The sequence below is a fragment of the Planomicrobium sp. CPCC 101079 genome, from assembly GCF_007859275.1.
GTDB lineage: Bacteria > Bacillota > Bacilli > Bacillales_A > Planococcaceae > Planococcus.
In genome coordinates, this window is sequence record NZ_VOHC01000031.1 from 15,791 (window position 1) to 37,207 (window position 21,417).

The 21,417-nt window shown below is 44.6% G+C and carries 19 protein-coding genes; 6 read left to right on the forward strand and 13 right to left on the reverse strand.

The genetic code is table 11. The features are described from left to right. Positions 1 to 38 precede the first annotated feature (38 nt). A complete protein-coding gene (locus FQV28_RS16325) occupies positions 39 to 1,013 on the reverse strand; it encodes an LCP family protein (RefSeq protein WP_146497581.1) in 975 nt (324 codons plus the stop codon). A 151-nt stretch (positions 1,014 to 1,164) separates the two neighbouring features. Between FQV28_RS16325 and msrA the strand changes: the two genes are divergently transcribed. Further along, positions 1,165 to 1,695 carry a peptide-methionine (S)-S-oxide reductase MsrA gene (gene msrA / locus FQV28_RS16330; protein ID WP_146497582.1) on the forward strand — a complete coding sequence of 177 codons (531 nt, stop codon included), beginning with the start codon at positions 1,165 to 1,167 and terminating at the stop codon, positions 1,693 to 1,695. Between the two features lie 4 nt (positions 1,696 to 1,699). Here the strand turns inward: msrA and FQV28_RS16335 are convergent, their stop codons facing one another. Continuing rightward, positions 1,700 to 2,404: a YjjG family noncanonical pyrimidine nucleotidase gene (locus tag FQV28_RS16335; RefSeq protein WP_146497583.1), complete on the reverse strand. Its 705-nt coding sequence runs from the start codon at positions 2,402 to 2,404 to the stop codon at positions 1,700 to 1,702. Between the two features lie 183 nt (positions 2,405 to 2,587). On the opposite strand from FQV28_RS16335, the gene FQV28_RS16340 reads away from it, so the two are divergent. After that, positions 2,588 to 2,917: a hypothetical protein gene (locus tag FQV28_RS16340; RefSeq protein WP_146497584.1), complete on the forward strand. Its 330-nt coding sequence runs from the start codon at positions 2,588 to 2,590 to the stop codon at positions 2,915 to 2,917. Between the two features lie 12 nt (positions 2,918 to 2,929). Here the strand turns inward: FQV28_RS16340 and FQV28_RS16345 are convergent, their stop codons facing one another. Continuing rightward, positions 2,930 to 4,120: an MFS transporter gene (locus tag FQV28_RS16345; protein ID WP_255472986.1), complete on the reverse strand. Its 1,191-nt coding sequence runs from the start codon at positions 4,118 to 4,120 to the stop codon at positions 2,930 to 2,932. Between the two features lie 90 nt (positions 4,121 to 4,210). On the opposite strand from FQV28_RS16345, the gene FQV28_RS16350 reads away from it, so the two are divergent. Continuing rightward, a complete protein-coding gene (locus tag FQV28_RS16350; RefSeq protein WP_146497585.1) occupies positions 4,211 to 4,444 on the forward strand; it encodes a hypothetical protein in 234 nt (77 codons plus the stop codon). A 111-nt stretch (positions 4,445 to 4,555) separates the two neighbouring features. Then, a complete protein-coding gene (locus FQV28_RS16355) occupies positions 4,556 to 6,163 on the forward strand; it encodes an ABC-F family ATP-binding cassette domain-containing protein (protein ID WP_146497586.1) in 1,608 nt (535 codons plus the stop codon). Between the two features lie 121 nt (positions 6,164 to 6,284). Here the strand turns inward: FQV28_RS16355 and FQV28_RS16360 are convergent, their stop codons facing one another. From FQV28_RS16360 to FQV28_RS16370, 3 genes are all read right to left on the reverse strand, one after another. Continuing rightward, positions 6,285 to 6,761 (reverse strand): YkvA family protein, encoded by a 477-nt coding sequence (locus FQV28_RS16360; RefSeq protein ID WP_146497587.1) that lies wholly within the window; start codon positions 6,759 to 6,761, stop codon positions 6,285 to 6,287. Positions 6,762 to 7,024: 263 nt separating this feature from the next. Continuing rightward, positions 7,025 to 8,662, reverse strand: a complete 1,638-nt coding sequence (locus tag FQV28_RS16365; RefSeq protein WP_146497588.1) for a M4 family metallopeptidase — start codon at positions 8,660 to 8,662, stop codon at positions 7,025 to 7,027. A 245-nt stretch (positions 8,663 to 8,907) separates the two neighbouring features. Further along, complete coding sequence (locus FQV28_RS16370; protein WP_036803234.1) at positions 8,908 to 9,108, reverse strand: cold-shock protein; 201 nt, start codon at positions 9,106 to 9,108, stop codon at positions 8,908 to 8,910. Positions 9,109 to 9,577: 469 nt separating this feature from the next. On the opposite strand from FQV28_RS16370, the gene FQV28_RS16375 reads away from it, so the two are divergent. Together FQV28_RS16375 and FQV28_RS16380 are read left to right on the forward strand one after the other, a co-directional pair. Further along, positions 9,578 to 10,276: a 5-bromo-4-chloroindolyl phosphate hydrolysis family protein gene (locus tag FQV28_RS16375; protein WP_146497589.1), complete on the forward strand. Its 699-nt coding sequence runs from the start codon at positions 9,578 to 9,580 to the stop codon at positions 10,274 to 10,276. Then, positions 10,248 to 11,432: a toxic anion resistance protein gene (locus FQV28_RS16380; protein ID WP_146497590.1), complete on the forward strand. Its 1,185-nt coding sequence runs from the start codon at positions 10,248 to 10,250 to the stop codon at positions 11,430 to 11,432. Before FQV28_RS16375 ends, FQV28_RS16380 begins: the two co-directional genes overlap by 29 nt. An 89-nt stretch (positions 11,433 to 11,521) precedes the next feature. Here FQV28_RS16380 and FQV28_RS16385 read toward each other — a convergent pair whose 3' ends face one another. The 7 genes from FQV28_RS16385 to FQV28_RS16415 all read right to left on the reverse strand — a co-directional run bounded on the left by FQV28_RS16385 (position 11,522) and on the right by FQV28_RS16415 (position 21,408). Continuing rightward, positions 11,522 to 13,375: a vWA domain-containing protein gene (locus FQV28_RS16385; protein WP_146497591.1), complete on the reverse strand. Its 1,854-nt coding sequence runs from the start codon at positions 13,373 to 13,375 to the stop codon at positions 11,522 to 11,524. A gap of 9 nt (positions 13,376 to 13,384) precedes the next feature. Continuing rightward, positions 13,385 to 14,242, reverse strand: a complete 858-nt coding sequence (locus tag FQV28_RS16390) for an ATP-binding protein (RefSeq protein WP_146497592.1) — start codon at positions 14,240 to 14,242, stop codon at positions 13,385 to 13,387. A gap of 88 nt (positions 14,243 to 14,330) precedes the next feature. Beyond that, on the reverse strand, positions 14,331 to 14,537 hold the full coding sequence (locus FQV28_RS16395; RefSeq protein WP_370455144.1) for a DUF6501 family protein: 207 nt from the start codon (positions 14,535 to 14,537) through the stop codon (positions 14,331 to 14,333). A gap of 58 nt (positions 14,538 to 14,595) precedes the next feature. Continuing rightward, positions 14,596 to 15,186 carry a DedA family protein gene (locus FQV28_RS16400; RefSeq protein ID WP_146497594.1) on the reverse strand — a complete coding sequence of 197 codons (591 nt, stop codon included), beginning with the start codon at positions 15,184 to 15,186 and terminating at the stop codon, positions 14,596 to 14,598. Positions 15,187 to 15,283: 97 nt separating this feature from the next. Then, complete coding sequence (gene odhB / locus FQV28_RS16405) at positions 15,284 to 16,561, reverse strand: 2-oxoglutarate dehydrogenase complex dihydrolipoyllysine-residue succinyltransferase (RefSeq protein ID WP_146497595.1); 1,278 nt, start codon at positions 16,559 to 16,561, stop codon at positions 15,284 to 15,286. 155 nt (positions 16,562 to 16,716) lie between these two features. Beyond that, positions 16,717 to 19,527 carry a 2-oxoglutarate dehydrogenase E1 component gene (locus FQV28_RS16410; protein WP_146497596.1) on the reverse strand — a complete coding sequence of 937 codons (2,811 nt, stop codon included), beginning with the start codon at positions 19,525 to 19,527 and terminating at the stop codon, positions 16,717 to 16,719. A 234-nt stretch (positions 19,528 to 19,761) separates the two neighbouring features. Next, positions 19,762 to 21,408, reverse strand: a complete 1,647-nt coding sequence (locus tag FQV28_RS16415; RefSeq protein ID WP_146497597.1) for a sensor domain-containing diguanylate cyclase — start codon at positions 21,406 to 21,408, stop codon at positions 19,762 to 19,764. Positions 21,409 to 21,417: the final 9 nt, after the last annotated feature.

Below are 21,417 nucleotides of genomic sequence, written 5' to 3' on the forward strand. Positions count from 1 at the left end.
TGTAACCCCTATTTAATTTTAACATATTATCTGACACTTTAATCAAGCGGTTGCGACAAAAATTCACTTAAAGCTTGCTTGTTTTGCTCGATATCCATTTCGATAACTGAACCCGCGTGTGAGTAAGATGTAAATGAGTAGCTGTTTTCAACTGGAAGCGTCAACCGCTCCACACCTGTTCCGCCGTTCATGGCGATGCTCGTCGCCATTTTTATTTGGTCGGCAACTGTTAGATCTGTTTGGATATAACCTTGAGCAGCACCGGCCAATTTCGGGTATTTCGGAATAGCGGACACCGAAATCAATTCATCTTTCATGGCGGACACAACTTGCTGCTGCCGCCGCACCCGTCCAAAGTCACCATCTTTATCAGCCCGGAAACGCGCATAACCGAGAAGTTCTTTGCCGTTCAAGTTTTGGACGCCTGGATTCAGCGTGACGCCGATATTTTTGGACATTTTTTTCTCAACATCGATTTCTACGCCGTTTGGGGCAGCTATATCGACCAATTTTTCAAAACTCTCGAAGTCGATCATTGCAAAATGATGGATTTCAACACCCATCATCGTCCGCAGCGTGTCAGCCAACAAGGCGACACCATCTTCAACTTGGCCTGTCTCCTTGACCCCTAAATAATAAGCGGTGTTCAATTTGTACGATTGATAGCCAGGAATGGCCGCATAAATGTCACGCATGAATGAAGTAACTTTCACTTCATCCGTCTGTTTGTTGTGGGATACCAACATCATGGTATCAGTCCGTGAAATTTCTTCGCCGCGGGCGTCTACACCCAGTAGCAGGATGTTTTCATAGTCTTGATTTTCAGGATCTCCATCAAATGCGATGGTCGGCAACTCCGAGTTTTCCTCAGCAAGTTTGTGGCCGCTTTGGAATTGCATAAAGACATAAGCTCCTATTGCCAACACGGCAATCAGCAGCAAGAACAGGATTCCGCGCAGGCGGAATCTTTTTTTCTTGCGCCGATTTTTTCTTATTTGTTGTTCTTGTTCCATTAAATGACATTCCTTTCTATACTTCCTTATAGCCATAAGACGTCTACGTGCCTAAAGAAGTTTCTCCATTCTCTTTAAAAACATTTTGTTTGTCGCAATACCACGCTAGTGATAAAATTCACTTTATATAGGCGAGAGGAGACAACCATTCATGACAGAAAAAGCGACATTTGCAGGCGGCTGTTTTTGGTGCATGGTCAAACCGTTTGACCAGTTTGACGGCATTGAAAAAGTGGTTTCAGGCTACACAGGCGGCCATATCGAAAACCCGACGTACGAACAGGTAAAAACTGGCACGACTGGCCATTTGGAAGCAGTGGAAATCACATTCCAGCCAGATGTTTTTCCATATGAACAATTGCTTGAAATTTTCTGGCAGCAAATCGACCCGACCGACAACGAAGGGCAATTCCAGGACCGCGGACCGCAATACCGCCCGGCTATTTTTGTCCACAGCGAAAAACAGCGTGAACTGGCTGAGAACTCGAAACAAGCGCTCGATACAAGCGGCCGGTTCAAAAAGCCGGTAGTTACAGAAATTTTAGATGCGGCGCCATTTTACGATGCGGAAGATTACCATCAGGACTTTTACAAAAAGAGTCCCGACGAATACAAGGAAGACCTGGAAAAATCCGGCAGAGTACAATTTATCGAAGAGAATTGGGAAAAAGTTGACGTTTAATAGGTCAGCTTTTTTCTTTTGCTCCTTCAACAATGTCCAAGAGCTCCAGCAAATCATGAATTTCATAAGTCGGTACAAAATTTGTCAAATTCTTCTTGTGCATTGGATTGAACCAGCAAGTATCTATCCCGTAGTTTACGCCTCCCTGTATGTCCGATTGAAGCGAGTCGCCCACCATCAGCACTTTGCTTTTATCCTTCAGCTTCAGTGTTTTAAATGCGAAATCGAAAATACCCGGATGCGGTTTTTGAAAGCCGGTTTCTTCCGATACAATGAGCTGTTCAAACCGGCCGCTAAGCGGTGAATTCTGGATCCTGGCACGTTGCACTTCTCCGAAGCCGTTGGTGATGATCGCCAGCTGATACCCAGAGAGCTTTGCACAAAGTTCGGCCGCTCCCGGCATTAAGTGGGCTTCGTTGCCCAAATTCCCCAGATATGAACGGCTGAAAAGCATGGCATCAGTTTCCAGCTCGTGTTCAAGGAACAGGCGCTTGAAGCGTTCAGTCCCAAGCTCCCGCAATCCGATCTCCCCTTTTTCCAGATCACTCCAGAGCTTATTGCTGATTTTTCGGTAACTGGCATGATAAGCAGCCATTCCTTCAGGTAATTTATATTCAATAAAAGTATTATGTAAAGCGTTAATCTCTGATTGCTTGAAATCAAACAACGTGTCATCCACATCAAACCAAATCGACCTGTATTTCCCCATCTAATTTCTCTCCCATTATCGTTTTCCTTTCTATTTTAGCTGAAAAATACATAAAATAAGAGCAATTTATCAATTTTGAAAATATAACTATTGACAGACAGTTCTGTTTATTTAAAATCAAATTAGGAGAAATCAACTTCACCAATCACACTTTTTATCCGAAACGTCCGGGGAGGAGTCTTTGTGGACCTAATTGATTCGATCGATCCGTTCATCATGCTATTGGTGATTGTCCCTTTTGTGGTTATTTGTGTAGGAGTTGCCGCTGCGGCTGTTACAAAAAAAGTATACATAGGACCGATTGCAACTCTTGCAGCAACCTTAATCTATAACAATTGGTATTTCTCGCATACTTTTCCTGAAGCCCCTATCCCGATTCCCATGATTTTTTCATGGTGCATCATGTTCCCCTTTTTTTCACTGGTCCTTTCTTGGTTTTTTGTTTCTTTTGCGGGAACCTTTAAAGAGTATTTGATCTTAATCACAAAAGAAAAAAGTTTCTATTCAAAATAAACAGGCGCTGCGCTACGCAGCGCTTTTTTTATTGCTGTTGTGATAAAGCAGGAAGGCAAAAATCGCCAGAAAGGCGATAAACACTAAAAACATAACAAGTGTAATAACGTGAGTCGCGTAGCGATCGTAAAGAAGGCCGATGGCGAACGGGATAGTGCTTGAAATGATATAGCCGCCTGTTTGGATCATGGACGTCCAGCTGTTGACTCCTTCCGCTGTGGTGTTTTCGTCAAGCGGCATGAGCAGGGCGATTGGAAACAAACCTCCAAGCATCAGCCCAAAAAGAACCGCTGCTGCCCAGATAAGTACCGTTCCTCCGACTAATAGTAAAAAAACACCGGCGGCACCGAAAGAAAGGCTGATCACTATCCATAAAAAACGGTTTGGAAATTTTTGCAGCAAAAGCGGAATGCACAAATTGCCCAAAAGCTGGACAGCAGACATGAGCGTCAACACTGCACCCGCCGTTAACACCGACATGCCTTTGTCCATTGCAATAGGGGCAACCCACGTAATAGCTGAAAAAAACAGCGAAGATTGGAGGGCGAAAAAAATCAGCATAAGCCATGCACGCCTGTTTTGCCATGGCGACTGAACAGACTGCATTTCTTCCCCATCTCTTATTATCATTTGCTGCTCTGGTTGTTTGACCCGAAGCCATAAGCCTATGGCTGCAACCGCCAATAACCCCCAGCTTGCTAAAGCGATCGGCCAGTCTGCCGCTGCATAAAAAACGCCCGTAAGCCCTGCGGATAACGTTGCTCCAAATCCAAGGCCGAACGAGTACACTCCGATAAGTGCAGCTGTCCGCGTCGGGAAATTACGTTTTATCATTGCCGAAAGCAACGGGCCGATAATCGCAATAGCCAGCCCAATGAAAAAAGAGCTGATAAACAAAACTGCGTATGACGGAACAAGCCCGCGAAGCAAAGTGAAAAAACCGATTGCCAACAATAAAAGCGTGATGCCGCTTTTGATGCCGAATTTACGATTTACCCAAACTGCAAATGGAGCGAAAAGCCCCATGCAAAATACCGGAACCGAAGTCAGCAAACTCACTTCGCTGTTGCTCAAATCAAGGTCGCTGCGTATTGTTTCCAGAAGTGGACCGATAGAAGAAATAGCCGGCCGCAGGTTCAGGGAGATAAAAAATATAGCCACGACCATCAAGCCTAAAGCTGATTTTTTCGGATGAGCTGCCACGTAATATTTCCTCCTAGCATGTGTATATATACAAACTTGTGTTCCCTGCCGCTTTTGATTAAGATAAAGGTGTGAAAGGCAGGTAATCCGATGAAACTGATAAATTGGAGCTATGCGAAACGCTACAATATAAAAGCTGTTTTTGATGAATTTCCTCACGTCGTGGTGCTGTTCCGCCAAATCGGCGGCTATTATTTCATCTTTTCCATGAAAGGTCTGACAAAGGAACATATTCCGACTCGCAAGGATTACGTCCGCATGGAATATCTGTTAAACAAAGACCTTGGCTTGCTCAACGCCTACAAAGAAAGAAAATATAAATAAGCTATAGAACATTCTGGTTAAGTTTATCCCAGACGGTGGCTGATTGCTATCGATTTCCGGCTGATTCATGGTATACTCTTCTTATTGTGAAATTTAGGAGGTACGTAAAAAATGATAGCAGTAAATGATGTAAGTCTTCGCTTTGGCGACCGCAAATTGTTTGAAGACGTGAACATTCAATTCAACCCCGGAAATTGTTACGGATTAATCGGTGCAAACGGCGCCGGCAAGTCTACTTTCATCAAAATTTTGTCCGGTGAACTTGACGCCCAATCCGGGAATGTTTCGATGGGTTCTGGCGAGCGTTTGGCCGTATTGAAGCAAGACCACTTTGAGTACGAAGAACATGCTGTCCTGGAAACAGTGATCATGGGACATAAGAAGCTTTACGACATCATGTCTGAAAAAAATGCCATCTATATGAAAGAAGACTTCTCTGATGAAGATGGCATGCGCGCCGCTGAACTGGAAGGGGAATTTGCTGAACTGAACGGTTGGGAAGCTGAATCGGAAGCGGCCATTCTATTGCAAGGTCTTGGCATTTCTGAAGACCTTCATGACAAAAAGATGGCTGAATTATCCGGTTCGGATAAAGTAAAAGTTTTGCTTGCCCAAGCCTTGTTCGGCAAACCGGACGTTCTTCTCCTGGATGAGCCTACCAACCACTTGGACTTGAATGCAATCAAATGGCTCGAAGAATTTTTGATCAACTTTGAAAACACCGTTATTGTGGTATCCCATGACCGCCACTTCTTGAACAAAGTGTGCACACACATTGCGGACCTCGACTTCGGAAAAATCCAGCTATATGTCGGAAACTACGACTTCTGGTACGAATCGAGCCAGTTGGCAACACGCTTAGCGAGTGACCAAAACTCGAAAAAAGAAGAAAAGATCAAAGAGCTCCAAGCGTTTATCGCCCGGTTCTCCGCGAACGCTTCAAAATCGAAGCAAGCCACATCACGGAAAAAAATGCTTGATAAGATCCAATTGGATGACATCCACCCTTCTTCCCGCAAATACCCGTTCGTCAACTTCACGATTGGACGCGAAATCGGCAACGACGTATTGACCGTGAAAGACCTTAGCCAACAAGTTGACGGCAATCAGCTGTTGAACAACATCAGCTTCAATATGAGCAAAGACGACAAAATCGTCTTGATTGGCGAGCCCTTGGCAAAATCGGCGCTTCTCCGCATACTTGCTGAAGAAGACGAACCGGCTGCAGGATCTATCCGTTGGGGTGTCACGACTTCACGCGCTTACTTGCCAATCGACAATACCGCTTATTTTGAAGGCAGTGAATTATCGCTAGTAGACTGGCTGCGCCAGTATTCTCCGGAAGACGAAAGCGAAACCTTCCTTCGTGGATTCCTGGGAAGAATGTTATTTTCTGGTGAAGAAGTGAAAAAGAAACCGTCTGTTTTGTCAGGTGGCGAAAAAGTGCGCTGCATGCTATCAAAAATGATGCTGTCGCACGCCAATGTCCTGCTGCTGGATGAGCCAACCAACCACTTGGACTTGGAATCGATCCAGGCCCTGAACAATGGCCTAATCGCTTTCAAAGGCGCCATGGTCTTCACTTCCCATGACCATCAGTTTATCCAGACAATTGCCAACCGTGTGATTGAAATCCGTGAAGACGGCACAATCCTTGACAAGCAATTAACTTATGACGAGTTTTTGGAATGGAAAGAAACTCAAGGCATCACCAACTAAAAATTTAAAAAGCCTTCACTTCCAATTTGGGAGTGAAGGCTTTTAGTTTATCTCGGCAAAGCTAAAGTTGTAACTCAACATAACTCCCAACACCCGCGGCATAAGAGCCGCGGATTTTCTATTATTTCAAGAAGCGTTTGACCAGTCGTCCTGCAGGCAATTTAGAAACGAATTTGCTGCCTGAGTCAGAAATGCCGCGAATCACGCTTAACAATTCTTCGTCCCCTGCCCAATGCTCTTCAATAACTTCATTCGGGAATTTGTTTAGGAGCGTATTGACGATATAGACCGCAACCACTACGTCATCCGCAAATCCTCCAGGTCCAACCAGAATTTCCGGAAGAAAATCCAACGGGGCGAAAAAGTACAAAATACCGGCTCCGATCATGCCTTTGCTTTTTGCGTCAATCCGGTTATCGAACATCATTTTCGTCAATAAATGAAACAAGTCAGGCGCAAACAGCACATACTTGCCCAGCTTTCCTACCAAACCTGATTTATTATCAAGCCAAGTCTGCACTTTCGCGCGCAGTTTTTGGTAGAAGTCCTGTTGTTCTTCTTCACTTGGCAACGGCTTGCTTAAATATTCGTTCGTCATCTTATCTCCCCTCTCAATTCTTCTATAAGTTCCTATACCTTTATTCCTAAAAAACAAAACTTCCTATCGCTATACAAAACAGTTTCTGCTGAATTGAACAACAGCAGCCTCTTTTTGATGAGGCCGCCGCTGATTAAAAGTCCAGATTGACGTTTGCAGCAATCCGTTCCTTTTCTGGCGTTCCTTGGACAACTGGCTATTCTTGTCGCATATAAAAAGAACCGCTCAATGAACGGTTCTTTAAAAAGCTCCACTGTCTCAAGTCATTGCAGTCCTACGGCAGAAAATGCCGCTTTCACACTGTTCACTTCTTCGCTTGATGCGCCATATAGATCAGTTGCAGCTTGAACAGCCGCAGCTTGGTATTGTCTGTAAGATGTATTTGGGGTCAAATATTGGGTTAAAGTACGGTAAAGAATTTTCCCTGTTTTGTCCAGGCCGATTCCTTTAACGGCAACGCTGTAATGTGTTCCGCCATTGGCCAGCAAATAGGCCGCTTTATTGCCAATACCCGAATTGATATGGACGCCTCCGTAATCCTCTGTCCCTAAATAGAGTTTCGAATAATGGTCAGGCTGCCCTTTCGTGGTTGGATCGGCCAATGAACGAAGAGCATCTCCTTTCTGTTTCGGCGTATAAATATCCTCGCCGATCAGCCAGTCAGGGTGATCATCGAAATATCCTTCCACTAAAGCGCCATAAACGTCCGAAATTGACTCGTTGATTGCACCTGATTGCCCTTGGTAAATCAGCTTTGCCGTTGTTGCAGTCACCGCATGGGTCAATTCATGGGCGACTACATCAAGCGATCCGGAAAGCGGACTAAATGTGGTGCCGTCCCCATCTCCATAAACCATTTGTGAACCGCTCCAAAAAGCATTGTTATATTTTTCACCGTAATGGACTGTTGAAATCACCCGTGCCCCCTTGCCGTCGTAGCTTGTGCGTCCATGAATTTTTTTGAAGTAATCAAATGTTTGTCCCGCATAAACATGGGCGTCGACTGCCGCAGCGTCATAAGCTTCGTTGAAAAGGCCATCAGCATCTTGCCAAAGCTTACCTGGCAGCTCCAGCATATTAGCAGCGTCATACGTCAATATGCCTTTGCCGCGTGTACGGTCCAGTAAAAATGAACCTTCGGCGTTTTGCACGGTATAGATGGATTTTTTATCTCCGAGTAGCCCTGTGCCGGCAGAAACGGCGTCTTTCCCTACGGGATCAGCTTGATGGATTTGGTTAAAGGAAGCCAAAATCGCTCCGTTGGCGGCGTCGATAAAATAACGGACATTGCCAGGCTCTGGTTCTAAGTATTCAACTTCACTGCTATAAGCCAGCCTCGCTTCGCCATCGCCGACAAACACTACAAGCGAAGGGCTTTCCTGTTGAATGATATCGGGAGCTTTTTTAAGCTTAGCCGTTAAGTCATTGGTAACTGCCGCTGCTGCTGATGAAGGCTGCAAAAAAGCGTTTTCTTCAGCTGGATCTTGATCCAATTTTGAAATTTGAGTAAGCTCTCCAGAAATGGCGGTCAAAACTCCAGATTGATTGATATGTGCTGACAAGACCGAGCCAAAAACAGGGACGCCATTATACATATGTTGCAGCTTAATATTGGTGAAGCCCAATTCATCCGTCGTTTCACTGATAATGTCTAAAGTTTGTGCTCCTTCTAATTTAATGGAATAAAGGTTTTCTTTTTCTCTTAGATAGGAAAGAACAATTTCGTATGGGTCAGCTTGTGAAGGAACTGTTAATGTTCCAGCAATGAAAACCGGCGCGCCCGTTTCAGAATTAAGGCTTATTTTTTCGCTACTGCTGGTAGTTGCAGCAGTTGCAGATGTAAAATTGAACAACGTCAATGCAAAAGCGATACCTAAGTTCACCCACTGTTTCTTTTCCACATTATTCCACTCCTTCACTTTATCCGATACAAGGTTTAATTATGTCCATCATAATGCCTTGAACATTCAGAATATATAGGTTTCTTCAGCCTTTTTTTCTACCTTTCTCCATGCCTAAATACCTGCAACAAAAAAAAGCGCCAAGAAAAACGATTCCTTTTCCAGTTATGCTGTTGCCCCTTCAAAGAGAGGATGGTTTATTTCAATAAAAAAAGACCCGCTCAGAAATGAGCGGGTCTTGGAGATTAGATTTTAGTTACATTTGTAGCTTGAGGTCCGCGGTTGCCTTCCTCTACTTCAAATTCTACTTTTTGTCCTTCGTCAAGCGTTTTAAAGCCTTCGCCTTGTATCGCTGAGAAGTGAACGAATACGTCATCTCCGCCTTCAACTTCGATAAAACCGAAACCTTTTTCTGAGTTAAACCATTTAACTGTACCTTGTTGCATGTGAACAACCTCCTGAGAATAAAAAATTTGCAATATGGAATTCCCATAAAAAAATTCACATATTCAAAAAAGTACCAACACGTGCTGATCACTTTTTTGAATAGGTGAATAGCTCTTTGTGGTGCAGGTTTTTAATTCATAATTAATTATAACAATTTTTCATAAAAAGTCAAATTAATCTAAAAACTTATTAAAAATTTTAGTTTTGGGTGTATTTTTAAAAATACTTTAGTCTTTTCGGCATATCTTAAATGAAAAATATAATTTTTATCACTTAAGTATCATCTCTTTCTACTATAAATTGTCCCAAAATGTGAATAGAATGTCCACCTTTTTTTCAAATTTTCTGATAGTCTGCAAGTTTGTATTGCCACTTCCTTTCCCGTAAAATAAGAAGGTATAGAACTACAGACGAAACCTTTCATCCATTGAAACGTATAAAGAGAGAGCAGAAAAGGAGGGCCTTTTCATGAAGCCATTTGAAAAATTCGTCATGCGGCACGGAATAAGCCTGCCAATCATGACAGCCGTTTTTCCGGTTTTATACTTGGGAGCGGAAATTGGCGTTATCGCATCCGGAGCTGTGGCAGCTGGATCCTATATCGCAAGCACTTCGACTATTAAACAATTTCAATTTTCTTCCGACTCAAAAAGGTTTCATATGACGCGGAGCGAATATAAACATATAAGAACACAAATCAAAGAAGCAAAAGCGAAAGTAAAACAGCTGCAAGGCAATTACTACCGGGTCCGTTCAATAGCCTACTATAAACAGATTCGGGAAATGGTCCGCCTGGGCCAAAAAATCATCGCCCATGTACAGCAAAATCCGCGTAAGTTTTATCTTGCGGAGCCGTTTTTTTATTCCCACTTGGATACGGCGCTTGAATTGACGGAGAAATATACGTTATTGGTCGGGCAGCCGGTTAAAGACAAAGAATTGAAAATTGCTTTGCAGGACACCCGGGAAACACTTGGCTCGATGATCGGTGTTATGGAAAAGGATTTGAAGAAGGTCCTATCCACGGATGTTGAACAGCTGCGGATGGAATTGGAATACGCACAAATGACACTCGACAAGCAAGAAAGCCAGACACTCGAATTGCCAGCTCAAACAGACAGTGAAGGAGACATGGATCATGACAGAAAACCGATCAACACAAAGTGAATTGGATGATTTACTCGGAAACCCGTTTGGCATGCAGCCAGAGAAAGTTGAAACAAGCGTTGCCGAATCGACCAATGGACGTCCAGTCGCTTTGATGGAACGCTTAACAAAAGAAGAACAGGAAAAAGCACGGAATTTAGCTAAACAAATTCCGGCCGGAAATTATGAAGCGATTTTAACTTATGGCGCTAATGCCCAAAATCAATTAAGCCAGTTTTCCCATAAAATGCTGGATCATGTCCAATCAAAAGACATTGGGCCCGTCGGCGATGTGCTCCATGATTTAATGAGAAAACTGCAGGAGTTAAACCCCGAGGAGTTGTCTCAGAAAAAGAAATCGGGTCTTCGGAAGATGTTTGCGAAAGCAAAATACTCTGTCCAGGAAATGATGACGAAATACCAGAAGCTCAGCACACAAGTGGACCGGATCTCTATCCAGCTCGACCATTCCAAGCGCGGCTTGCTGGAAGATGTCCAGATGCTCGAACAGCTGTATGACCAAAACAAGACTTATTTCCAAGCACTTAACGTTTATATTGCTGCTGCAGAATTAAAGCGCGATGAAATTATGACGGAAACAATTCCCGCACTCCGCAAAAAGGCGGAAGCTTCAAACGATCAAATGGCTTATCAGGAAGTCAACGACATGGCCCAATTTTTGGACCGTTTGGAAAAACGCTTGTACGACTTGCAGCTGTCGCGCCAAATTACCATCCAAAGCGCGCCGCAAATCCGCATGATCCAACAAACAAACCAGACGCTTGCCGAGAAAATCCAATCGTCGATCATGACGTCCATTCCGTTATGGAAAAATCAGATTGCCATCGCTTTGACGCTTAACCGCCAAATGAAGGCCGTGGAAGCCCAAAAGCAAGTCACCGCTACCACAAATGAATTATTGTTGAAGAACTCCGAAATGCTGAAAATGAATTCGATTGAAACCGCCAAAGAAAACGAGCGGGGCATTGTTGAAATTGAGACATTAAAACAAACACAGGAAAACTTATTGACAACGATTGAAGAAACACTTCGCATCCAGGCAGAAGGCCGCAGGAACCGCAAAGCGGCAGAAGTGGAAATCGGCAAAATGGAAGAAGACCTTAAACAGCGTCTTCTTGCCATTCATGATGGCAAGGAAGAAAAAACTCCATATTAAAAGAGAAGCCCCGGAAAGCATATGCTTTCCGGGGCTTCTTCCTTGTTCAGAAATTCTGGCTGGGCTCGGCCCATAACAGCCCAGCCCCCTCACCTTGATTGGATTACTAAATGCAGCGTCCGCTTCAGCAGCCTTAACGTTTGTTCGACAAAGTGTTCCAACGAATCGGCGCTGACTGACTTGTTGCCGTACATCATGCGGTAAAAAGCGGCTTGCTCATCAGAAATTGGCTCGCTGCTCAAAAACAGATGAAGCACTTCGATCCCTTGTTTTTTTGCTTCTGCCACCGCATTCGCTGTATCGACGATCCCATTTTCTGCGTAATTATAGGCAGATGGCTCCCCGTCAGAAAATACCAGCAAGAAGCGGTGCTTTTCGTTTCTTCGTTTGATCCGGTTGGACATCCAGCGGATTGCAAAGCCATCCCGGTTGTCTTCGTGCGCTTCCATGGAAAAGATTGCCTGAGCATGGTCGCGGCTGCCGTCTTCCAGTTTATGCAGCCACTCAAAATAGTTCGGCTGGCTGGCATCGCTCGCTTCAAAAGCATCTTCGTAAAACAGCACGATTTCATGCGGTACATTCAAGCCCCGCAGCACATCGTGGAACATCAAGACCGCTTGCTTTGTCTCATCCAGCTTGTCGATCATTGATGCAGACCCATCAATCAACAAGCAAAATACCGCATCCAATTCTTTTGACGGCGCAGTTTTTCTGTAAAACGGCTTCGGGCGCTCGTCAATGATGAGGGGCATTAAGTTCTTCGACAGACGACCTGCATTCAAATTTTGCCGGACACTTTCCTGACGCTGATTCATGCGTTTCTTTAACTCCTTGAGTAAAGCCCGCACAAACGGCGCCTGCTTTTTTCGCCAACTATCAATAAGCGGTTGATTGTCCGGTTTGATTTGGATTCGGCTTTCGCTGTAGACGACTTGATCATTGGCCGAGCCAAATTTGCCGCTTGCCTTTTTCGGCGCCTTGTCCATCTGGCGGTCTTCTTCCTCGTTTTCCTCTAGATGATCGCCTTTTGAATCGCCCCGGGCCGTTTGCTGAACTTCCCCATCCCCTTGCTCTTCCCTGCCGCCTTCTGCAAATTGGGAGTCTCCACGTTCAAGTTCAAATTCCATCGCCGGCGCTTCTGAAATTTCCGTCTCCCGATGCCAAGACTGGAACCATTCCTCAATCGTTTCGATCTCCTCTTCGTTTTCAGCCTGTTCAGCTTCAATGCCTTCATGGTAATGGAAAGGCGGAACCTTGTCAGCGGAATCCCCGAAAGTGTAATAAGCATGAATCATATCCGCTTCTAGTTGATATTCGAGACGCATCATCAATTGTTCGACGACCCGGATGGAATCTGCGGTCGACCGGCTATCAAACAGATGTGTCCAAGTATAAAATATGGGTTCCAACGCATCGCTGACATTTACTTCTTCTCCGCGCAAACGTAAATATGCCGCATTTAAAAAAGCATCCGCCAAAAAGCCTTTTTGCCGATTTTGCTGAAACTGGCCCTTATGGTATTCCATATAGACATTTTCCCTTACCGCAAATGCTCCAGCAGTACCAGGCCGCTCTCCAGCAACTTTTTCCGTTAGCCGGAACTCTTCCGCACATAACAGCAACTGTTCCTTCAGCTCGGGCAATTTGGACTTTGTACGGCTAAAATGACGCCATGCTTTCAGGTTAAAATGGCGCCAATAGCCCGCCCCTAACAAGTACACATCAGATTTGTAACCATTTCGTTCGATATGCTTTGGCCGGTGTTTCCAGAAAACGCTAATGGAAATAGCCGATTCGGAAGGGCGTACTTCCATTAATTTGCGGGTGGTTACTTTTAGGTAAGGAGCATCTGCCAGTGCTCCAGCGAGCATTTCCATTTGGTGAAGCATCTTTGTATCCAGCGTTTCATTATTGAATTGTATGAAGCGGTTAACTGACGCCATTCTCTTCACCTACTTTTTCCAAGTATGAGCCAAATCCATGAACAGTTCGCGTTCGCTTTCATCTTCCAGTTTTTCGGCAATCGCGTATTGAACTGCCCGCAGCGGATCCATGTGCATGGACAAAGCCGTAGCATCGAGTAAGCTCCGGATTGAAGCAGCTTCTTCGGAAAGCAAACCATTTTCAACTTGCTTCATTAAATCTGCTGCAAGTTCTAACATAAAGGCTTTCAATTGGCCAGGGGCTTCCGGGAATTCACGGTCCCACAATTCAGCCAACTGTCCCCCACTCAAATAAGGAATCGGATAAGCGATAAAGCGGTTTTTCAACGCTTCGTTCATCGGAGTTGTTCCAATATAGCCTTCGTTGATGGCGGCAATTACGCCAAAATCCGGATGCGCTTGGATAACTTCACCGGTGAATGGATTGGTCATCATGCGGCGATGATCCAAAGCACTGTGCAAAATTGGCAACGTTTCGGCTTTTGCCATATTGATTTCATCGATATAGAGAAAATGGCCATTTTTCATTGCTGTAACGACCGGCCCTTCGACAAATTCGATGGCGCTTTGGCCATCGCGTTGAACAAGCGTCTTAAATCCGATCAACGCTTCCGCATCCAGGTCGACGGAACAATTGATGCTTTGCATCGGCTGGGAAAAAGTTGCGGAAATGCTTTCCGCAAGCTTCGTCTTGCCAGCGCCAGTCGGGCCTTTCAACAAAACAGGTTTCCGCAAAGCAACTGCCGATAGTATGTCCTGCCACAAAAATTCATCCGGTGCGATATAACCGCCTTCGCCAATCAATATGCTGTATTCCCCGTGAGTGCGACCGCTTCTTTTTTCAATATCTTTTTCGATTAACGACATTTCTGCTACCTCTTTTCCATAGAAAAAACCGATGAGCAGTCATCGGTTTTTTGTTTTCATTGTTTAACTCCAGTGCATAGCACTTTTCTTATTCAAAATAGGTTTTGTAGTATCCGCCGACTTTTCCGGTGTTATCTACAACGAAGATGAATTCGTCTGTTTCATTTTTCACTTCATATTCGTTTCCAACTGTAAGAACATTGGAAACTAGAAATTTTGAAGCGTTGGTATGCTTGCAGGTTACCGTTCTGATGGTTTCTTTTCCTTGCCATTCGTTGTGAATCACAGTCCTCATCCTTTGCTGTCTGTCTATTCCTCTAGTATAAGGAAAAAGGCGCCGAATATCAAACAAGCTATTTGCGTGCAGTTTTTGTCTGGTAGAAATAGCGGATTACGAAAATTAGGAGGATAAGAATCGAAAGCGCCACAAAAAAGCCTTCGAGATTTTTCAATATACTTTCGTATGCATATGGAAAAGTCCTGCCTAGATTAAAGTAAATCAACATCCATATGCTGCCAGCTGGATAAGCATACATCACGTAACGGGAGAAAGGGAAACGCTCGGCACCGATTACATATGGCATTGCCCAGCGGATGCCGGGCAAGAAAAAGCTGAATGAGATCGCCCAATGCCCTCGTTTCTCTAAAAACACATCGAATCGTGCTAGTGCGTTTTTCATCTGTGTTTTATTCAACCGGCGAATCAAGCGGCTTCCAAACACGCGGCCGATAAAATAAGCGAACGTATTGCTCGAAATCAATCCCAAATAAGCTGAAAGAAAGGCGTAGACTGGATTGAAATAACTCAATTCCGTTAATACCCCGGAAAAAGCGGCGGCTATCTCATTAGGAATGGGCACACCGAAAAGCAAAATCCAATTGAATATAAACATCGCAAAATACCCATATTCATCTACCAGTTCAGCAAAGAAATTGATATCCATCGCTCCGACCGCCTTTAAAAACCATTCTAATCATTCTTATATATATAATGGCAAAAAAAAGAAAGTCCTGCAAATGCAAGACTTTCTTTGATTCATCTTAAGATTCAAGAAGCAAATCTTCCGGGTTCTCGATCAAATCTTTTACCATTTTCAAGAATCCAACAGAATCGCTGCCATCAATCACACGGTGGTCATAAGAAAGCGCCACATACATCATCGGGCGGATTTCAATCGAATCGCCTATAGCAACCGGACGTTTTTGGATGGTATGCATGCCAAGAATTCCGACTTGTGTTCCGTTTAAGATTGGAGTGGACATTAAAGAACCGAATACTCCACCGTTTGTGATAGTGAACGAACCGCCTGTCATATCAGCGATTGACAATTTTTTATCACGTGCTTTTTTAGCAAGATCTGCAATACTCGCTTCGATTTCAGCAAAGTTTTTCTTGTCTGTATCGCGTACGATTGGAACAACTAAGCCTTCTTCAGTCGATACAGCAACGCCAACATCGTAGAATTGCTTAAGCAAAACATCATTGCCGTCAAGTTCAGCATTGACGTATGGGTATTTTTTAAGAGCAGCAGTTACTGCTTTTGTGAAGAATGACATAAAGCCTAATCGTGTGCCATTGTGATCTTGTTGGAATTTGTCTTTTTTGCGGCTGCGAAGCGCCATCACATTCGTCATGTCGATTTCGTTGAACGTTGTCAACATTGCAGTGGATTGTTTTACTTCAAGCAATCGTTTTGCAATTGTCTGACGGCGTCTTGACATTTTCTCACGTACAATGCGGCCGTTTTCTTCATCAGAAGATGGAGCGGCAGCGGCTTTAGGAGCTTCGGTCTTAGCTGCAGGAGCAGAAGCTGCTGCAGGTTTTGAACCATGTGCTTCCACATCTTGAACACGAACGCGGCCCATTGGGTCTACAGGTGAAATTGCTGCAAGATCAATGCCTTTTTCGCGCGCTAATTTGCGTGCTGCCGGGCTTGCAATTGTTCGGTCAGAAGAAGTTTGTTCTTCTGCAGCGACGTCTTTAACGACCGGCTCCATTGTAGCAGGAGCTTCCGATTTAGCAGTTGGTTCTGCTGGCGCTTCTTCAGCTTTTGGTGCTGGTGCAGAGCTTGCGCCTGCACCAGAAGCTGCACCGACAATTGCAATCACTTGTCCAACTTCAACTGTTTCGCCTTCTTGGGCCAAGTGTTCTTGAACAACTCCTGCTTCTTCAGAAATGACTTCAACGTTTACTTTATCTGTTTCCAGTTCAACGATGAATTCGCCTTTCTCCACTGTTTCGCCGGGTTGTTTAAGCCACTGGGCGATCGTTCCTTCAGTAATCGATTCCGCTAATTCAGGTACTTTGATTTCTGCCACAAAAAATTCCTCCTTAGATTATCCCGCTTCAAGACATAACCGCTTCCCGCTCTTTGGCGGGAAAACCGGTTATCCTTAAAAGCCCGATTGGTTCAACTAACAGGTGATTCTTTAGTCTGCCGGGCTTTTTCCCGGCAATTGCAAAGTCTAGATTCTTAAGATTGAGCTAAAGCTCCATCCAGAATTCTTGCTTGTTCAGCTTTGTGCGCTTCTCCATCGCCTTCGGCAGGGCTTGAACGCTTGATGCGGCCATGGTAATTCACCGGTTTGCCGTTTGCGATTTCACGCAAATACGGTTCAGCGAATGTCCAAGATCCCATGTTTTGCGGTTCTTCTTGCACCCATGCAAGTTCTTTGGCGTTCGGATAACGATCCACGATTGCTTGAATTTTTTCAGCTGGGAATGGATACAGTTGTTCGACACGGACGATATGCGCCCATTCGAAACCTGTTCCATCTTTTACACGCTCAGCCAAGTCAATCGCCATTTTTCCGCTTGCAAATAGGATACGTTCCACTTTATCTGTTTCTTTGCCCATTCCAGGCTGTTCAATAACCGTCTGGAAATGGCCTTCTGTCAAATCTTCTACATCTGCCCCTACAAGCGGGTGGCGAAGCAATGATTTAGGCGTCACGATAATCAGCGGACGGATCGAATCTTCTCCAAGCATTTTCGCTTGTCTGCGCATGATATGGAAATAGTTTGCTGCGCTTGAAAGGTTGGCTACTGTCCAGTTGTTTTCGCCGCCCATTTGCAGGTATCTTTCCAACCGGGCGCTCGAATGCTCCGGTCCTTGCCCTTCGTAAGCATGCGGCAACAGCATGACCAGTCCGGATTTCTGGCCCCATTTTGCATGGCTCGCAGAAATAAATTGGTCAAACATCATTTGCGCCATATTCGCGAAGTCGCCGTATTGGGCTTCCCAGATGACTAATGCTTTTTCATTTTCTACATTATAGCCGTATTCATAGCCAAGAATTGCGGCTTCGCTAAGTGGGCTGTTGTAGACAACAAACGAAGCTTTTGCGTCCGAAATATGGTGAAGCGGAACGAGCTCGTTCCCTGTTTTATCATCATGCAGAACAAGATGGCGATGGGCGAACGTGCCGCGCTGCGCATCCTGCCCAGTAAGGCGGATTGGGTTGCCTTCTTGCAGAATTGAGCCGAACGCCAACACTTCAGCGTGTGCCCAATCGATTTTGCCTTTGCCAGCGAATGGTTCTTCGCGGCGTTTTAAAATACGGGCCAATTTCGAGAAAACGCTGAAATCCGCCGGCCAAGAAAGCAGTTCTTCGTTCAATTTAGTCAAAACCGCTTTATCCACGCCTGTTGGAACTTCAGGGAAGCCATTTAATACTGCTTCCGGTATTTGGTTATTGGCGTCGTGCGAGCTATTTTCTTTTACTCGGTCATAAGCTTCTTGCATTTCTTTTTGTGTATCTGCATCAAGCTTTTTAACGTCATCTTCCGTCATGATGCTTTCGCCAGCCAATTGGCGGCCATACAGTTCACGAACGGTCGGATGCTTGTGGATGCCGTGGTACATTAACGGGTTTGTAACCAATGGCTCATCCATTTCGTTGTGGCCATAACGGCGGTAGCCAATCAAGTCGATCAAAATGTCCTTGCCGAATTTTTCCCGGTATTCAAACGCCAAACGCGCAACTGCCACAACTGCTTCCGGATCATCCGCATTCACATGGATAACCGGAATTTCGTAGCCTTTAGCCGGATCTGAAGAATAATGGGTAGATCTTGAATCATATTGCTCAGTCGTAAATCCAATCAGGTTGTTGGCGATCACGTGGATAGATCCGCCCGTCTGATAGCCCGGAATACGGCTGAAGTTCAATGTTTCCGTTACAACGCCTTGCCCCGGGAATGCAGCGTCGCCGTGCACCAGGATTGCATAAGCTTTTTTAGAATCGATGACTGGCTTGCCTTTTTGGTTAGTCAGTTCTTGCGCCGCTCTCGTTTGCCCTGCGACTACTGGGCTGACAACTTCCAGGTGAGATGGGTTGTATGCAAGTTTGATCGTAGTTCCGGCAGGTGAAGTGTAAGCCGCACCCATATGGTACTTCACATCGCCAAACCAGCCTTTTGTGATTTTTAGCGAGCCATCCTCCGGCAAAAATGTTTCATCGCCAACATGGGCAAATCCAGCAAACATCATCTCATACGGTTTGTTCAATACATGTGTAAGCACATTTAAACGACCGCGATGCGCCATCCCGATCATGATGTTTTCTTTTGTTTCGGACAAACGGACAAGTTCATCCATCAAAACAACCAATGTATCGAGCCCTTCGATGGAAAAGCGTTTTTGGCCGACAAATGTTCGGTGAATGAATTTTTCAAATCCTTCTACATGTGTCAAGAGATTCAATAGTTCTTTCTTCTTTTCAGCATTAAGGGATGGTTTTACTTCACCTGATTCAATTTTCGATTGAATCCAGCTGCGTTCCTGCGGCTGTACGATGTGTGAAAATTCATAGGCCACTTTGTCGGTATAAAGCGAACGCAAATACGTAATGGCTTCTAAGCCGTTTTGTATCGAACTTGGCGCATCTGGAAGCAAAAGCGAAACAGGAACTTCTTTCAAGTCCTGTTCTGTCAGCCCGTATGCAGATGGCTCTAAGCGTGAAGCGTCTTTCGGGCGATCGTTTAATGGGTAAATATTCGATGCAAGATGCCCGTGTGCACGAATGGCATCCGCCAATTGAACCGCCGCCAAAACTTTTCCGAATTTGTCTGCAGCCACGTTAGCAGTCGCTGAAGGAGCTGCAGCAGCTGGCTGCTCAACTATTTCAAGGGGTGATCCATACTGTTTGAAAAGCTCAGCAAATTCCGGGTCGATTGCTTCCGGAGATTGCTGATAAATGTCATACATTTCCATTACGTATCCAAGGTTGGGGCCAGTAATGGAACTCCAAGGGGAGTTTGCATCTGTAAACTTGCTAGACATAAAAAAACCTCCAACTATTTGCCTATTGGCATTTACTTGTACTATATTGATTCTTCTATATTTTATCACGCATCCCGCTAGACATAAAGCAGAAGGCGCTTTCGTCAATGAAGAACGAATTTCCCTATCAATCTTACTACTTCCCTGAAAAAAAACAAACCTTTTTCGTGAAAATATTCACACAGTCTGTTTTCTCTGATTTTTTTCATTTATAAAGGACTCGGTGCTTTAAATTTATTCTTGGTTGATAAAATGCACTTGGTTTTTTCCTTGCTTTTTAGCCAGGTACAATGCCGAATCGGCTTTTTTTACAAGCCCGTCCAAATTGTCCGCATCGAGGGGGTATATCGCAACACCTAATGAAACAGTCGGTGAAAACTTTTCCTGGCCAATAGCCCAGCCTTCCGCCAAGTTGTTCTTGAGCCGCTCAATGACTCCTTCAATCTGCTCTTTAGCATGCAAAGGCGCCAAACCGCTTATGGCTACGAGAAATTCGTCGCCCCCGATTCTCGCCGCCAGATCTTGATGGCGGATGCTTTTTTGTATGGATTGGCCAAAATGATAAATAAACTCGTCACCTACATCATGACCGTAAACATCATTGATCTGCTTAAAATCGTCTCCATCCAGATAAAGCAGCCCCACCTGTTCCTTGTTGGCATCAGCCAGCGCTTTCATGCGGGAAAATTCCTGGATGAAAAGCTGGCGGTTCGGCAAACGAGTCAACCGGTCATGATAGGCCATGAACCGCAATTTTTCTTCAAGTTGTTTTCTGTCGGTAATATTAAACATGATCGACAAAACCTGAGAAATGCTGCCATCAGCATCGGATAACGGAATAACGGTGGCATCGACCCAGAATGTTTCTCCGGTTTTCTTTAGGCTTTTGATTTCTCCACGCCAAATGGCTCCGTTTAAAACAATGCCGCGGATTGTCTCATACTGTTCCCTTGTAATGACCGCTTGTCCAATTTCTGCAATATTCATGGCCAACAGCTCTTCATTATCATAGCCGGTTGTCCCTTTGAAATTATTGTTTACAAAATGTATGGTGCCATCCCTATCCCATATCGCTACAAGTGCTGCATAATTAAGTGCATCCTTATAGCTTTCAAGAATATTTTCGGTTTTTTTCAATTCCTTTTTCAATATCGTTTCACTAGTCAGCTCACGCAACACGATATGCAATGCCCGAACCTGGCCGTTTTCGGTGATTGGTGAATAGTTGGCAGAGAATCTCGCCAGCTGGCCGTCTTTCTTTCTTCGTTCAATAATGATTGAAGAAGCGGAATGGCCGGCTATAATTTTTTCGAGCCTGAATTTTATTTCTTCAAACATCCGTTTTTGCGATACTGGCAGTTCGGCGTAGGTTTTGCCGATCCATTCTTCTTTACGCACACCAAATGTGGATTCGTAGGCAGGATTCATGTCGAAAACTCCCAGATTGGCAGTGACCATGATCATGGGATCGACCGAATTGCTTACCAGGGACTGATAAAACGAATAATCTTCTTCCATTTTCTTTTGAGGTGAAACATTTTTCGACACCGCTAAAATGTACGTTTCCCCATTATGAATAAAGGAAGTGACTTCCGTTTCGGTCGCCAATCTATCTTCACTGAATAAATTGTAATCCCGGTACGTATATGGATGATCGGTTTGAAGCGAAAGGCCGTATTGTTTTTTTATTTCAGCGGCTAATGTGGCCGGCATGCTGTCATCAACCGTCAAGCCGGTCAAATCTTTTTTAAAGACCGTTTTGCACATGGGATTAATATATTCGTAAGTATACGAGTCTTGCGTCTGCTTCATGAGAAAAACCAAGTTTTCGGATTTTCCATACAACAGATCGAGCTGTTGTTCAGTAAATGGCCCTGTCATTTCCATCCT